Source organism: Mycolicibacterium parafortuitum (assembly GCF_010725485.1).
Lineage (GTDB): Bacteria > Actinomycetota > Actinomycetes > Mycobacteriales > Mycobacteriaceae > Mycobacterium.
The window spans coordinates 4690711-4704598 of record NZ_AP022598.1 but is presented as its reverse complement, the minus strand read 5'-3'; the positions used below and the strand labels follow the sequence as shown (position 1 = coordinate 4704598).

Annotated in this window: 13 protein-coding genes; 11 read left to right on the top strand and 2 right to left on the bottom strand. The window is 68.8% G+C overall.

Features of this window, described 5'->3' with window-relative positions; all coding sequences use genetic code 11:
• The first annotated feature begins 5 nt into the window (after positions 1-5).
• The 4 genes from NTM_RS22175 to NTM_RS22160 are packed head-to-tail and all read left to right on the top strand — an operon-like array spanning position 6 to position 3663.
• Positions 6-1013, top strand: a complete 1008-nt coding sequence (locus NTM_RS22175) for a VWA domain-containing protein (RefSeq protein ID WP_163767879.1) — start codon at positions 6-8, stop codon at positions 1011-1013.
• Between the two features lie 43 nt (positions 1014-1056).
• A complete protein-coding gene (gene fabG1, locus NTM_RS22170) occupies positions 1057-1779 on the top strand; it encodes a 3-oxoacyl-ACP reductase FabG1 (protein WP_163767876.1) in 723 nt (240 codons plus the stop codon).
• Between the two features lie 42 nt (positions 1780-1821).
• Positions 1822-2631, top strand: coding sequence for an NADH-dependent enoyl-ACP reductase InhA (gene inhA / locus NTM_RS22165; protein ID WP_163767873.1), 810 nt, complete (start codon positions 1822-1824; stop codon positions 2629-2631).
• A 9-nt stretch (positions 2632-2640) separates the two neighbouring features.
• Positions 2641-3663 carry a ferrochelatase gene (locus NTM_RS22160; RefSeq protein ID WP_163767870.1) on the top strand — a complete coding sequence of 341 codons (1023 nt, stop codon included), beginning with the start codon at positions 2641-2643 and terminating at the stop codon, positions 3661-3663.
• Between the two features lie 12 nt (positions 3664-3675).
• Here the strand turns inward: NTM_RS22160 and NTM_RS22155 are convergent, their stop codons facing one another.
• The gene (locus NTM_RS22155) at positions 3676-4545 is read right to left on the bottom strand and encodes an Rv1486c family protein (protein ID WP_104860898.1); all 870 of its coding nucleotides are present in this window, start codon (positions 4543-4545) and stop codon (positions 3676-3678) included.
• Positions 4546-4604: 59 nt separating this feature from the next.
• On the opposite strand from NTM_RS22155, the gene NTM_RS22150 reads away from it, so the two are divergent.
• The 3 genes from NTM_RS22150 to NTM_RS22140 are packed head-to-tail and all read left to right on the top strand — an operon-like array spanning position 4605 to position 6606.
• Positions 4605-5039: an NfeD family protein gene (locus tag NTM_RS22150; protein WP_104860899.1), complete on the top strand. Its 435-nt coding sequence runs from the start codon at positions 4605-4607 to the stop codon at positions 5037-5039.
• 32 nt (positions 5040-5071) lie between these two features.
• On the top strand, positions 5072-6253 hold the full coding sequence (locus tag NTM_RS22145) for an SPFH domain-containing protein (protein WP_104860900.1): 1182 nt from the start codon (positions 5072-5074) through the stop codon (positions 6251-6253).
• Positions 6250-6606: a DoxX family protein gene (locus NTM_RS22140; RefSeq protein ID WP_104860901.1), complete on the top strand. Its 357-nt coding sequence runs from the start codon at positions 6250-6252 to the stop codon at positions 6604-6606. The genes NTM_RS22145 and NTM_RS22140 overlap by 4 nt, the downstream gene beginning before the upstream one ends.
• Here NTM_RS22140 and NTM_RS22135 read toward each other — a convergent pair.
• Positions 6584-7312, bottom strand: coding sequence for a TVP38/TMEM64 family protein (locus tag NTM_RS22135; protein WP_163767868.1), 729 nt, complete (start codon positions 7310-7312; stop codon positions 6584-6586). The genes NTM_RS22140 and NTM_RS22135 overlap by 23 nt on opposite strands.
• A 99-nt stretch (positions 7313-7411) precedes the next feature.
• Between NTM_RS22135 and mutA the strand changes: the two genes are divergently transcribed.
• Genes mutA through lipL form a run of 4 tightly spaced genes read left to right on the top strand, consistent with a single transcriptional unit; the run spans position 7412 to position 13878 of the window.
• Entirely contained in the window at positions 7412-9280 is a 1869-nt protein-coding gene (gene mutA, locus NTM_RS22130) for a methylmalonyl-CoA mutase small subunit (protein ID WP_163767865.1), read from the top strand.
• Position 9281: 1 nt separating this feature from the next.
• On the top strand, positions 9282-11537 hold the full coding sequence (gene scpA, locus NTM_RS22125; protein ID WP_163767862.1) for a methylmalonyl-CoA mutase: 2256 nt from the start codon (positions 9282-9284) through the stop codon (positions 11535-11537).
• Positions 11538-12533, top strand: coding sequence for a methylmalonyl Co-A mutase-associated GTPase MeaB (gene meaB / locus NTM_RS22120; protein WP_163767858.1), 996 nt, complete (start codon positions 11538-11540; stop codon positions 12531-12533).
• A 52-nt stretch (positions 12534-12585) separates the two neighbouring features.
• Entirely contained in the window at positions 12586-13878 is a 1293-nt protein-coding gene (gene lipL / locus NTM_RS22115; RefSeq protein ID WP_104860905.1) for an esterase/beta-lactamase LipL, read from the top strand.
• Positions 13879-13888: the final 10 nt, after the last annotated feature.

Genomic DNA, 13888 nt, shown 5'->3' with positions numbered 1-13888 from the left:
GACGCATGACTTTACCGTTGCTCGGCCCGATGTCGCTCTCGGGTTTCGAACACCCGTTGTTCTTCCTGTTCTTCTTCGTCGTCGTCGGGCTCGTCGCCCTCTACATCGTCGTGCAGCTGGCCCGTCAGCAGCGGATGCTGCGCTTCGCGAACATGGAGCTGCTGGAGAGCGTGGCGCCGAAACGGCCCAGCCGGCTGCGTCACCTGCCTGCGGCGTTGACGATCCTGTCGCTGGTGTCGTTCACCATCGCGATGGCCGGACCCACCCACGACGTGCGGATCCCGCGCAACCGCGCGGTCGTGATGCTCGTCATCGACGTGTCGCAGTCGATGCGCGCGACCGACGTCGCGCCGAACCGGCTCGTCGCCGCACAGGAGGCGGCCAAGCAGTTCGCCGACCAGCTGACCCCAGGCATCAACCTCGGCCTCATCGCCTACGCGGGCACCGCGACGGTACTGGTGTCGCCGACGACCAACCGCGAATCGACCAAGACGGCGATCGACAAGCTGCAGCTCGCCGATCGCACCGCCACCGGTGAGGGCATCTTCACCGCGCTGCAGGCCATCGCTACGGTCGGCGCCGTGATCGGCGGCGGCGACGAGCCACCGCCGGCGCGCATCGTGCTGATGTCTGACGGCAAGGAGACCGTCCCGTCCAATCCGGACAACCCGAAGGGCGCCTACACCGCCGCGCGCACCGCCAAGGACCAGGGCGTGCCGATCTCGACGGTGTCCTTCGGCACCCCGTACGGCTACGTCGAGATCAACGACCAGCGCCAACCGGTGCCGGTGGACGACGAAATGCTCAAGAAGATCGCCGATCTGTCCGGCGGAGACGCGTTCACCGCGTCCAGCCTGGAGCAGCTCAAGCAGGTGTTCACCAACCTGCAGGAGCAGATCGGCTACGAGACCATCAAGGGCGACGCCAGCGTCGGCTGGCTACGCCTGGGCGCGCTGGTGCTGGCCCTGGCCGCGCTGGCCTCGTTGCTGATCAACCGTCGACTGCCCAACTAAGGCGATTTCTTGCCAACGGTGGCGAACCGATAAGTTGGCGGACATGACTTCTCCCGCATTCGTCTCTCGTTCGGTGCTCGTCACCGGCGGCAACCGGGGCATCGGTCTGGCGATCGCGCAGCGGCTCGCGGCCGACGGCCACAAGGTCGCGGTGACCCACCGCGGATCCGGCGCCCCCGAGGGCCTGTACGGCGTCGAGTGCGATGTGACCGACGCCGCGGCCGTCGACCGGGCGTTCACCGAGGTCGAGGAGCACCAGGGACCGGTCGAGGTGCTGGTGTCCAATGCCGGGATCTCCAAGGACGCGTTCCTGATGCGGATGACCGAGGAGCGGTTCACCGATGTCATCGATGCGAATCTGACCGGCGCGTTCCGGGTGACCCAGCGGGCCTCGCGCAGCATGCAGCGCAAGCGATTCGGCCGCATCATCTACATCGGTTCGGTGTCGGGCATGTGGGGCATCGGCAACCAGGCCAACTACGCCGCCGCCAAGGCCGGCCTGATCGGTATGGCCCGCTCGATCTCCCGGGAGCTGTCGAAGGTCAACGTCACCGCGAACGTGGTGGCGCCCGGTTACATCGACACCGAGATGACCCGCGCGCTCGACGAGCGCATCCAGCAGGGCGCCCTCGACTTCATCCCGGCCAAGCGTGTCGGCACCGCCGAGGAGGTCGCCGGCGTCGTCAGCTTCCTGGCATCCGAGGACGCGAGTTACATCGCCGGGGCGGTCATCCCCGTCGACGGCGGCATGGGAATGGGCCACTAGGCCCGGCGGCAGAGCCCCTCTGAGGAAAAGGACTTCACCAAGATGACAGGCATTCTCGAAGGCAAGCGGATCCTGGTCACCGGGATCATCACCGACTCGTCGATCGCGTTCCACATCGCCAGGGTCGCGCAGGAGGCCGGCGCGGAGATCGTGTGCACCGGCTTCAACCGGATGCGGCTCATCGAGCGCATCCTGGACCGGCTGCCGACCAAGCCGCCGCTGCTGGAACTCGACGTGCAGGACGATTCGCACCTCGACACCCTCGCCGACCGGATCACCGAGGTCATCGGTGAGGGCAACAAGCTCGACGGCGTGGTGCACTCGATCGGCTTCATGCCGCAGACCGGCATGGGCATCAACCCGTTCTTCGACGCGCCGTACGAGGACGTCGCCAAGGGCATCCACATCTCGGCCTACTCGTACGCGTCGCTGGCCAAGGCGGTGCTGCCGATCATGAACCCGGGTGGCGGCATCGTCGGCATGGACTTCGATCCGACCCGCGCGATGCCCGCCTACAACTGGATGACCGTCGCCAAGAGCGCGCTGGAGTCGGTCAACCGGTTCGTCGCCCGTGAAGCCGGCAAGGTCGGGGTGCGCTCGAATCTCGTTGCCGCGGGCCCGATCCGCACGCTGGCGATGAGCGCGATCGTCGGCGGCGCCTTGGGCGACGAGGCGGGCGCGCAGATGCAGCTGCTCGAAGAGGGCTGGGATCAGCGCGCGCCGCTCGGCTGGAACATGAAGGACCCGACGCCGGTGGCGAAGACGGTGTGCGCGTTGCTGTCCGACTGGCTGCCCGCCACCACGGGCACCGTGATCTTCGCCGACGGCGGCGCCAGCACCCAGCTCCTGTGATGAGTTCCCGTGAGGTTTGACGCGCTGTTGCTTCTGTCGTTCGGCGGCCCCGAGGGTCCCGAGCAGGTGATGCCGTTCCTGGAGAACGTCACCAGGGGACGCGGAATCCCCAGGGAGAGGCTCGAATCGGTCGCCGAGCACTATCTGCATTTCGGGGGAGTGTCGCCGATCAACGGGATCAACCGTGAGCTGATCTCGGCGATCGAGGCCGAACTCGCCCGCCGTGGCGAGACGTTGCCCGTCTACTTCGGTAACCGCAACTGGGAACCCTATGTCGAGGACGCCGTTGCCGCGATGCGCGACAACGGAATCCGCCGGGCCGCGGTGTTCTCGACCTCGGCGTGGGGCGGATATTCGGGCTGCGCGCAGTACCAGGAGGACATCGCGCGCGGCCGGGCCGCCGCCGGGCCCGACGCGCCGGAACTGGTGAAGCTGCGGCAGTTCTTCGACCACCCGTTGCTGATCGCGATGTTCTCCGACGCGATCGCCGACGCCGCCGCGACGCTGCCCGCCGACCTGCGAGACGACGCGCGCCTGGTGTTCACCGCGCACTCCATTCCGCTGCGGGCCGCGAACCGTTGCGGCCCAGATCTTTACGAACGGCAGGTCGGCCATACCGCGGCGCTGGTCGCCGCGGCCGCCGGCTATCGCGAGTATGACCAGGTGTGGCAGTCGCGTTCCGGACCGCCGCAGGTGCCGTGGCTGGAACCCGACGTCGGAGACCATCTGACGACGTTGGCCGCCAACGGAACGCGCGCCGTCATCGTGTGCCCGATCGGCTTCGTCGCCGACCACATCGAGGTGGTGTGGGATCTGGACAGCGAACTCGCCGAACAGGCCGCCGAGGCGGGTATCGCGTTCGCGCGGGCATCGACACCGAACGCGTCGCCGCGCTTCGCCCAGCTGGTGGTGGACCTGATCGACGAACTGCGCCTCGACCGTCCCGCGCAGCGGGTCGCGGGCCCGGATCCGGTGCCGGGCTACGGCTGCAGCGTCAACGGGGCGTTCTGCACCGAGCTCTGCGGTTCCTAGTTCCGCCGGCCCTCAGTTCCGCCAGGCCGAGTGCAGGATCGCGTCCACCGCGGCCAGCCGCGCCGTGCGCACCACCGAGATCAACGGGCGCAGTGCATCGCCGGCCAACTGCATCTCCGAGGAACTCTGCAGCCCGCTCGGGATCAACCCCGAGCTGACGGTGATGATCGCGTCGATGTGTGCGGCGTTCTCCAGCACGCGTACCGCTCGCAGCGGCGCATGGTCGGGGATGCGGTGCATCTTGGTCGCGTCGAGCACCTGCTCGACCAGCAGGTGCGGATCGGCGATCTCGACGCCCGAGGTGCCTGCCCGAAGCGCTCCCAGCGCATCCGCCGCGGAGCGAACCGCGTCGCGCAGCTGGTATTCAGCCTCACCGAGATCGAAGTGGCCGGCCGGGGGAGCCGAACCGAACGAGTACACCGTCCAGGACAACCCGCTCAACTCGGCGTCGTACTCCGTGTCGTCGTCGGTGTCGAGCGAGTCGGGATAGCTGTCCTCGTATTCGTAGTCGGGCACCAGCCCGATCGATCCGTCGAGACCCTGCACCACCACCGCCTCGCCCGCGGCGATGGCGTCGCGACCGAACTGCGTACCCGCAGGCAGGCCCCGGACATCACCGGGTACCGGCAACGCCAGCGAGATCGTCGGCTGCGACGCGCCCCGCGCGGAGGCCGTGCGCAGTGTCTGAAGCAGCGACACCGAGGCCGCGTCGTCGAGATCCGGCCACGACAACCCCGTGCGGTCAGCCGCCGCGGAATCGTAGGCGGTCACGGAATGCCTTGGCGTCCAAAGGGACAACGCGTCCAAGACGTCGTCAGGCGCGGCCGTACCCGCCAGCCAGGCGTTGGCCCACACCGATAGCGAAACACTCGGACACCACATGATGGCTGCAGTGTAGTTGTTAGCGGCGCATCCACGCGGCTGCGCGATAGGCTGGCGTCATGCCTGTCCCGCTGATCTGGCTGATCGCAGCATTGGCGCTGGCCGGTGCCGAGGCGCTGACCGGCGACCTGTTCCTGCTGATGCTGGCCGGCGGGGCCCTGGCCGCCGCGGGATCGAGCTTCGTACTGGACTGGCCGATCTGGGCTGACGGCCTGGTGTTCCTGGTGGTCTCGGTGCTCCTGTTGGTCGGTGTTCGCCCTGCGCTGAAACGCCGGATGCAGTCGGGCAAGGGGCTTCCGGAGCCCGCCCGGGCTCTGGAGGGCAAGAGCGCCCTGGTGCTCGACCGGGTGTCGCAGCACCACGGCCAGGTGAAACTGGACGGCGAGGTCTGGACGGCGCGGCCGGTCAACGAGAACGATGTCTACGAAGCCGGCGACCATGTGACCGTCGTGCACATCGACGGAGCGACGGCGGTCGTGTCCAAGATCGGGTAGACAAGATCAGATAGACCCGGAAGGAGTCCATCGTGGACGGAGCCATCGCAGGGTTGGTGCTGCTGGCCGTACTGGTCGTATTCGCAGCGATCGTGGTCGCGAAGTCGGTGGCCCTGATCCCGCAGGCCGAAGCAGCGGTCATCGAACGGCTGGGCCGGTACAGCAAGACCGTGTCGGGTCAGCTCACGCTGCTGCTGCCGTTTGTCGACCGCATCCGCGCCCGGGTGGACCTGCGGGAGCGGGTGGTGTCGTTCCCGCCGCAGCCGGTGATCACCGAGGACAACCTGACGGTGCAGATCGACACGGTGGTCTACTTCCAGGTCACCAATCCGCAGGCCGCGGTCTACCAGATCAGCAACTACATCGTCGGTGTGGAGCAGCTGACCACCACCACGCTGCGCAACCTGGTCGGCGGGATGACGCTGGAGCAGACGCTGACCTCACGCGACTCGATCAACACCGCGCTGCGCGGGGTGCTCGACGAGGCGACCGGCCGGTGGGGGCTGCGCGTCGCGCGCGTCGAGTTGCGCAGCATCGACCCGCCGCCGTCGATCCAGGACTCGATGGAAAAGCAGATGCGCGCCGACCGCGAGAAGCGCGCGATGATCCTGACCGCCGAAGGTTCTCGCGAGGCCGCCATCAAGCAGGCCGAAGGCCAGAAGCAGGCGCAGATCCTCGCCGCCGAGGGCGCCAAGCAGGCCTCGATCCTCGCTGCCGAGGGCGACCGGCAATCCCGCATGCTCCGCGCCCAGGGTGAACGCGCGGCCGCCTATCTTCAGGCCCAGGGTCAGGCGAAGGCCATCGAGAAGACCTTCGCGGCGATCAAGGCCGGCCGTCCCACCCCTGAGTTGCTGGCCTACCAGTACCTGCAGACGCTGCCGGAGATGGCCAAGGGCGAGGCGAACAAGGTCTGGCTGGTGCCCAGTGATTTCGGCTCCGCGCTGCAGGGATTCACCAAACTGCTGGGCGCGCCGGGGGAGGACGGTGTGTTCCGCTACACCCCGTCGCCGGTTGACGACGCACCGGTGAAATCCGACGACGACGAGGTCGCCGACTGGTTCTCCACCGAGACGGATCCGGCGATCGCGCAGGCCGTCGCGAAGGCCGAGGCCGAGGCGCGAGCCCCGGTCCCCGGCTCGCTGGACGGACCGCGGGAGTTCCCGTCGCTGACACCGCAGGCCGCGCCCGCGACGCAACCCCACCCCGAGCAATGAGCGCGTTGACGTCGCCCCGGACGTACGCGATCCTGGCCGCCATCCAGGCCGCCGACGCGGCCGCATCTGTCGGGCCGATCCCACCGGTCGCCCAAGCCTTAGAGGCGGTCGAACTCCCCAGGCGTCTGTGGCCCGTGCTGCCGGTGGTGAAGGCGGCGTCCGCGCTCGGTCTGCTCTCGGTGTATCGCTTCCCGAAGCTGGCGCGGCTGACTACGTTCATGCTGACGGTCTACTTCGTGCTGGCCGCCGGGAGTCACATCCGGGCACGGGACTGGAGCCCGGGTCTGGTCGCCGCGTCGTCGTTGCTCGGTCTGTTCGGCGCGATGACCGTCAAGGGGCCGTCAGCGACCTAGCGGCGTCCGCGTCCCGACGCCTGCGATGCATCCAGACCTCGACGCCGAGCACGGCAAACCCCACCGCGGCGGTGCACAGCGACACCAGCAGAAGCGTCGGACTCACCTGCCCGGTCAGCGCGTCGCCGAGGATCACGACCGCCGCGGTCCCCGGCAGCACCCCGAACAAGGTGGCCAGCGTGTACGGCAGCACCCGTACCGAGGATGCGCCCGCGGCATAGTTCAGCACCGAGAACGGCAGCGCGAAGATCAGCCGCGCCGAGAAGACCACCGGCCAGCCGCGCTCCCGCAGTCGCGCATCGATGCTCGCGACGCGCGGGTGCGTGACGAGCTTGTTGACCTGCCAGCCCGCGATCCGCACCAGCAGCAGCGCGAGCACCGCGCTCAGCGTGCTCGCCAGCACCGCGATCGGGATGCCCAGCGCCGGGCCGAACAACAGCCCGGCGGACAGCGTGAACACGGTGCGCGGGAACGGGAACACCGTCACCAGCACATGCGCGACGAAGAACACCAGCGGGAACCACGGACCGGCCGAGGTGGCCCAGTCACGCACCTGCAGCGCGGTCGGCAGCGGGACGAGATAGGCAACTGCGATGAGAATCACAATCGTCGACGCGAGCGCGATCAGCCGAGTCCTGGGCACCGTCGCCAGCATCGCGACGACCGCGGCGAACGCGGTACGGAGTGTGCTGACTACGGATTTCACGGTTCCCCAGCCTACGGCGCGCCGGCGAACAGGCGGTGTCGGCGCGGTGTGCGGTGTGCACACCGCCCCCCGCTGCTGTGATGGCCATCATTTAGCCTGATGGCTGTGCAGAATCCCAGCGCCGGCAGTGCCGCAGGTGTAGCTGACTCCGATCTGGACCGATGGCGCTCCGCCGTGGCCGCCGTCTTGGCGAAGTCCACGAAGAAGGACCCCGCTGAACTGGGCCCCGAACCCGAGCGTCTGCTGGACTCCGGAACCTACGACGGGTTCCCGATCCGACCCCTGTACACGAGCCGCGACGAGATCGCCGAGTCCGCACTGCCGGGCCGGTGGCCGTTCATCCGCGGCGGCGACGCGCTGCGTGACGTCAAGGCCGGCTGGAAAGTGGCCGACGTCTACCCGGCCGACGGCGCCGACACCGCCGAAGCCAACGGCTCGATCCTGCTCGGCCTCACCGAGGGCATCAGTGCCCTGGTGCTGCGTATCGGCGCCGACGGCGTCGCGCCGACCGAACTGGAGCAGTTGCTCGACGGCGTCTACCTCGACCTGGTGCCGATCGTGCTGGACAGCGACGGTGCCGCCTACGGCGCGGCTGCCGGCGCCCTCGTCGGGCTGCTGAGCGGCCTCGACGACGACCAGCGCAGCCGGCTGTCGATCGATCTCGGCGCCGACCCGCTGACCGCGCCGTTCGCGGGCACGAGCGCGCCGTGCCTCGACGAGGTCGTCGCCACCGCGCAGAGCGTGCTCGGCCACGACGGCCACGTCCGAGCCATCACCGTCGACGGCCCCGCCTTCCACGATCTGGGGGCCAACGCCGCCCTCGAACTCGGCGCCGCGATATCCGCGGGCGTGGCCTACCTGCGTCACCTCGTCGACGCCGGGGTGCCCGCCGGTGCGGCGCTGCGCCAGATCAGCTTCCGCATCGCCGTCGACGACGACCAGTTCTCCTCGATCGCCAAACTGCGTGCCGCCCGCCAACTCTGGGCCCGTGTCGCCGAGGTCGTCGGTGACGCGGACGCGGGTGCGGCGACGGTGCACGCCGTCACCTCGCTGCCGATGATGTCCCAGCGGGACCCGTGGGTGAACATGCTGCGCACCACCGTCGCGGCCTTCGCCGCCGGTGTCGGCGGCGCCGACATCGTGCAGGTGCACCCGTTCGACGTCGCGATCGAGGGCGGGTTCCCGGGCACCGCGCGCAGTTTCGCCCGCCGCATCGCCCGCAACACCCAGCTGCTGCTGCTCGAGGAGTCGCACATCGGGCGCGTTCTCGACCCGGCGGGCGGCTCGTGGTTCGTCGAGGACCTGACCCGTTCGCTCGCCGAACAGGCGTGGACGCACTTCCAGCGGATCGAGGCCGACGGCGGTTTCGAGGCCGCCCACGACCACATCCGGGCGCAGATCGCCGAGGTCGCGCAGCGCCGGGCGGCCGACATCGCCCACCGGCGCACCTCGATCACCGGGGTCAACGAGTTCCCGAACCTGACCGAACCGCCTCTGCCGCAGGGGAACCCACTGCCGAATGTGGCCCGCTACGCTGCCGACTTCGAGGCGCTGCGGGACCGTTCCGACGCGTTCCTGGCCCAGCACGGGGCGCGGCCCAAGGCCCTGCTGCTTCCGCTCGGACCTCTGGCCGAGCACAACATCCGCACCACCTTCACGTCGAACCTCCTGGCTTCCGGCGGTATCGAGGCCGTCAACCCCGGACCGCTGGACGCCGCCGGCGTCGCGGCCGCGGTGGCGGAGGCGGCGAGCACCGAGGTCGCGGTGATCTGCGGGACCGACGCGCGCTACGCCGAGGAGGTGTCTGCCGTCGTCGACGCGGCCAGAGCGGCCGGCGTCAAGCATGTGCTGCTGGCCGGGCCCGAGAAGGCGGTCGCCGCTGCGCAATCCAAGCCCGACGGCCACCTGACCGCCAAAATCGATGCGGTGCAAGCGTTGTCGGACCTGCTGACCCGATTGGGGGCGTGACATGACTGCCACGGAACCGAAGAAGATCGAATCCTTCGCCGACGTTCCCCTTGTCGGTGAGACGACTCCGACTCCGCCCGCCCCGTCCGAGGTGACCGCGCAGGTGTCGGCTGCGGCAGCCGCGCACGGGTACGCCACCGACGATCTGGACTGGACCACCCCCGAGGGCATCGACGTCAAGCCGGTGTTCATCGCGGCCGACCGCGCAGAGGTCGCCGCCGCCGGCTACCCGCTCGACTCCCTGCCGGGTGAGCCGCCCTTCGTGCGCGGCCCGTACCCGACGATGTATGTCAACCAGCCGTGGACGATCCGCCAGTACGCGGGCTTCTCCACCGCCGCCGAATCCAATGCGTTCTACCGGCGCAACCTGGCGGCCGGACAAAAGGGTCTGTCGGTGGCCTTCGACCTCGCCACCCACCGCGGATACGACTCCGACCACCCGCGGGTGGCCGGTGACGTCGGCATGGCCGGGGTCGCGATCGACTCGATCCTGGACATGCGCCAGCTGTTCGACGGGATCGACCTGTCCAGCGTCTCGGTGTCGATGACGATGAACGGCGCGGTGCTGCCGATCCTCGCGCTCTACGTCGTCGCCGCCGAGGAACAGGGCGTGCCGCCGGAGAAGCTGGCCGGGACCATCCAGAACGACATCCTCAAAGAGTTCATGGTCCGCAACACCTACATCTATCCGCCGAAGCCGTCCATGCGGATCATCTCCGACATCTTCGGCTACACCAGCGCGAAGATGCCGAAGTTCAACAGCATCTCGATCTCCGGCTACCACATCCAGGAGGCCGGCGCGACCGCCGATCTGGAGCTGGGCTACACGCTGGCCGACGGTGTCGAGTACATCAAGGCCGGTCTGGACGCCGGCCTGGACATCGACAAGTTCGCGCCGCGGCTGTCGTTCTTCTGGGGCATCGGCATGAACTTCTTCATGGAGGTCGCCAAGCTGCGCGCCGGGCGTCTGCTGTGGAGTGAGCTGGTCGCCCAGTTCGACCCGAAGAGCTCGAAATCGCTGTCATTGCGCACCCATTCGCAGACCTCCGGCTGGTCGTTGACCGCCCAGGACGTGTTCAACAACGTCGCGCGCACCTGCATCGAGGCGATGGCCGCGACCCAGGGCCACACCCAGTCGCTGCACACCAACGCCCTCGACGAGGCGCTCGCGCTGCCTACCGACTTCTCCGCCCGGATCGCCCGCAACACCCAGCTGGTGCTGCAGCAGGAGTCGGGCACCACCCGGCCGATCGACCCGTGGGGCGGCTCGTACTACGTCGAATGGCTGACCCACCAGCTCGCCGAGAAGGCTCGCGGCCACATCCGCGAGATCGCCGAGCACGGCGGTATGGCGCAGGCCATCAACGAGGGCATCCCGAAGATGCGCATCGAGGAGGCCGCCGCGCGCACCCAGGCCCGGATCGACTCGGGCGCGCAGGCTCTGATCGGTGTGAACAAGTATCAGGTCACCGAGGACCAGGAGATCGAGGTCCTCAAGGTCGAGAACAGCCGGGTGCGCGCAGAACAGCTCGCCAAGTTGGAGCGGCTGCGCAGTGAGCGGGATGAGCACGCGACCCAGGCCGCACTGGCCGAACTGACGCGCGCGGCCGGGGAGAACACCTCGGCGGGGCCGGATGGGCTGGGCAACAACCTGATGGCGCTGGCCATCAACGCGGCCAGGGCGCACGCGACGGTCGGGGAGATCTCCGATGCGCTGGAGAAGGTCTACGGCAGGCACGTGGCCGAGATCCGCACCATCTCCGGTGTGTACCGAGACGAGGTGGGCATGGCAAGCAATGTCAGCGGCGCAACCGAACTGGTCGAGAAGTTCGCCGAGGCCGACGGCCGCAGGCCGCGCATCCTGGTCGCGAAGATGGGCCAGGACGGCCACGACCGCGGCCAGAAGGTCATCGCGACCGCGTTCGCCGACATCGGCTTCGACGTCGACGTGGGCTCGCTGTTCTCCACGCCCGAAGAGGTCGCGCGTCAGGCAGCCGACAACGACGTGCACGTGGTCGGGGTGTCCTCGCTGGCTGCGGGTCACCTGACCCTGGTGCCCGCGCTGCGTGACGCGCTGGCCGAGGTCGGGCGACCCGACATCATGATCGTCGTCGGCGGGGTGATCCCGCCCGGGGACTTCGACGAGCTCTACGCGGCCGGGGCGACGGCGATCTTCCCGCCGGGCACCGTGATCGCCGATGCCGCGATAGGCCTGTTGACCAAGCTCGCCGAACGCCTCGGCTACAGCCTGAGCTAGATGAAACAGCCCGTCGTCGAACTCGCCGCTGCACTGCGCGCGGGGGACCGCTCAGCGCTGGCTCGGGCCATCACTCTGGTGGAATCGACGCGCGCCGACCATCGGCAGCGGGCGCAGGAACTGCTGCTCGAGCTGATGCCCGAGGCGGGACGCGCGATGCACGTCGGCATCACCGGCGTTCCCGGCGTCGGCAAGTCGACCACCATCGAGGCGCTCGGCATCCACCTGATCGAGCGGGGCCATCGGGTGGCGGTGCTCGCCGTGGACCCGTCCTCGACACGCACGGGCGGATCGATCCTCGGCGACAAGACCCGGATGGCCAAGCTCGCGGTGCACCCCGACGCCTACATCCGTCCGTCGCCGACGTCGGGCACCCTCGGCGGGGTCGCCAAGGCGACGCGCGAGACGATCGTGTTGCTGGAGGCCGCCGGTTACGACGTGGTTCTGGTCGAGACCGTCGGCGTGGGGCAGTCCGAGGTGACGGTTGCCAACATGGTCGACACCTTCGTGTTCCTGACGCTGGCCCGGACCGGTGACCAACTGCAGGGCATCAAGAAGGGTGTGCTGGAACTGGCCGACATCGTCGTGGTCAACAAGGCCGACGGCGAGCACGCGGTGGAGGCCAAGGCCGCCGCCCGCGAACTGGCCGGTGCCATCCGGCTCATCTATCCCCGCGAAACCCTCTGGCGGCCACCGGTTTTGACGATGAGTGCGCTGACCGGAGCGGGGCTGGCCGAGCTCTGGGACACCGTGCTCAAGCACCGGGCGGCGCTCACCGAAGCCGGCCGGTTCGACGCCCGCCGCCGCGACCAGCAGGTGGAATGGACGTGGTCGATGGTGCGTGACACCGTCCTCGACCGGGTGCTGTCGAGCCCGGGGGTCAGGGCGATCCGTGACGACGTCGAGCGTCAGGTGCGCGACGGTGAACTCACCCCGGCGCTTGCCGCGCAGCAGATCCTGGACGCCGTCGAGCCTTCCGATCAAGCCCGCGGCTAACAAATCGGTAACACCAGGATTGTTTGCCGCACACCGGGGTAGATTCAGCACTGTGACGGGTGTCAATTCCCGGGAGCGCGACGAGGCGCTCTCACACGGTCACGGTGGCCATCTGCCCCGGGGCGTACAGGGTGCTGCTGACCCCAACTTCACTCTCGCGGTCCGAGCCTTCGCGCAGATGTTTCCCCATCGCCGTTTCGGCGGGGGCGCGCTGTCGGTGTACCTGGACGGTGAACCCGTCGTCGACGTGTGGACAGGGTGGGCCGACCGCAAGGGCAAGCGCCGCTGGACCGCAGACACCGCGCCGATGGTGTTCTCGGCGACCAAGGGCGTGGCCGCCACCGTCATCCACCGGCTGGCCGATCGCGGGCTCATCGATTACGACGCACCCGTGGCCGAGTACTGGCGCGAGTTCGGCGTCAACGGCAAGGCGACGATCACGGTCCGCGAACTGATGCGGCACCGGGCCGGGCTGTCCCAGCTCAACGGTGCGGCCAAGACCGACCTGATGGATCACCTCGTGATGGAGGAGCGGCTGGCCGCTGCTCCGGCGAGCTGGCTGGTCGGCAAGCCCGCTTATCACGCCTTCACCTTCGGCTGGTTGTTGTCGGGCCTGGCGCGGTCGGTCACCGGCGTCGGTATGCGTGAGCTGATCCGCACCGAGGTGGCCGCTCCGCTGAACACCGACGGCATTCACCTCGGCAGGCCTCCGGTACAGGCGCCCACCCAGCCGGCGCGCATCATCGGTCCGCAGACCCGGCTGCAGAACCCGTTGTTCAACATGGTCGCCCCGCACATCGCCGCGCTGCCCTTCTCGGCGGGCTTCGGCGCGATCTACTTCCCGGGCGTCAAGAGCTTCGTGCAGGGCGACACGCCGTTGCTCGACGGAGAGATTCCGGCCGCCAACGGCGTCGCGACCGCCCGGGCGCTGGCCCGCATGTACGGCGCGATCGCCAACGAAGGACGTATCGACGGTCGGCAGTATCTGTCGCGCGACACGGCTACCAGGCTGATCGGGCGCCGCAGCCTGCGGCTCGACCACAGCATGGTCATGCCGCTGTCGTTCCACCTCGGCTATCACGGTCTGCCCATTCCGGGCGTATTGCCCGGTTTCGGTCACGTCGGGCTCGGCGGGTCACTGGGCTGGGCTGACCCCGACACCGGTCTGGCGTTCGGATTCGTGCACAACCGCCTGCTCACCCCGTTTGTGGTCAGCGATCAGGCCGGCTTCGTCGCCACCGCTGGATTGATCCGGCTCGGCGCGGCGTCGGCCCGCCGCAACGGCTACCGTCGGGTGCGCGAGTACGGTGCACCGTTCACCGACGTCACCGCCACCGCAGTCTGAACACCCGCCG

What these genes read in the sequence shown, in the direction of transcription:
- NTM_RS22175 (WP_163767879.1), top strand. Translation starts at nt 6, where the DNA reads ATGACTTTACCGTTGCTCGGCCCGATGTCGCTCTCGGGTTTCGAACAC.
- fabG1 (WP_163767876.1), top strand. Translation starts at nt 1,057, where the DNA reads ATGACTTCTCCCGCATTCGTCTCTCGTTCGGTGCTCGTCACCGGCGGC.
- inhA (WP_163767873.1), top strand. Translation starts at nt 1,822, where the DNA reads ATGACAGGCATTCTCGAAGGCAAGCGGATCCTGGTCACCGGGATCATC.
- NTM_RS22155 (WP_104860898.1), bottom strand. Translation starts at nt 4,545, where the DNA reads ATGTGGTGTCCGAGTGTTTCGCTATCGGTGTGGGCCAACGCCTGGCTG.
- NTM_RS22150 (WP_104860899.1), top strand. Translation starts at nt 4,605, where the DNA reads ATGCCTGTCCCGCTGATCTGGCTGATCGCAGCATTGGCGCTGGCCGGT.
- NTM_RS22140 (WP_104860901.1), top strand. Translation starts at nt 6,250, where the DNA reads ATGAGCGCGTTGACGTCGCCCCGGACGTACGCGATCCTGGCCGCCATC.
- mutA (WP_163767865.1), top strand. Translation starts at nt 7,412, where the DNA reads ATGGCTGTGCAGAATCCCAGCGCCGGCAGTGCCGCAGGTGTAGCTGAC.
- scpA (WP_163767862.1), top strand. Translation starts at nt 9,282, where the DNA reads ATGACTGCCACGGAACCGAAGAAGATCGAATCCTTCGCCGACGTTCCC.
- meaB (WP_163767858.1), top strand. Translation starts at nt 11,538, where the DNA reads ATGAAACAGCCCGTCGTCGAACTCGCCGCTGCACTGCGCGCGGGGGAC.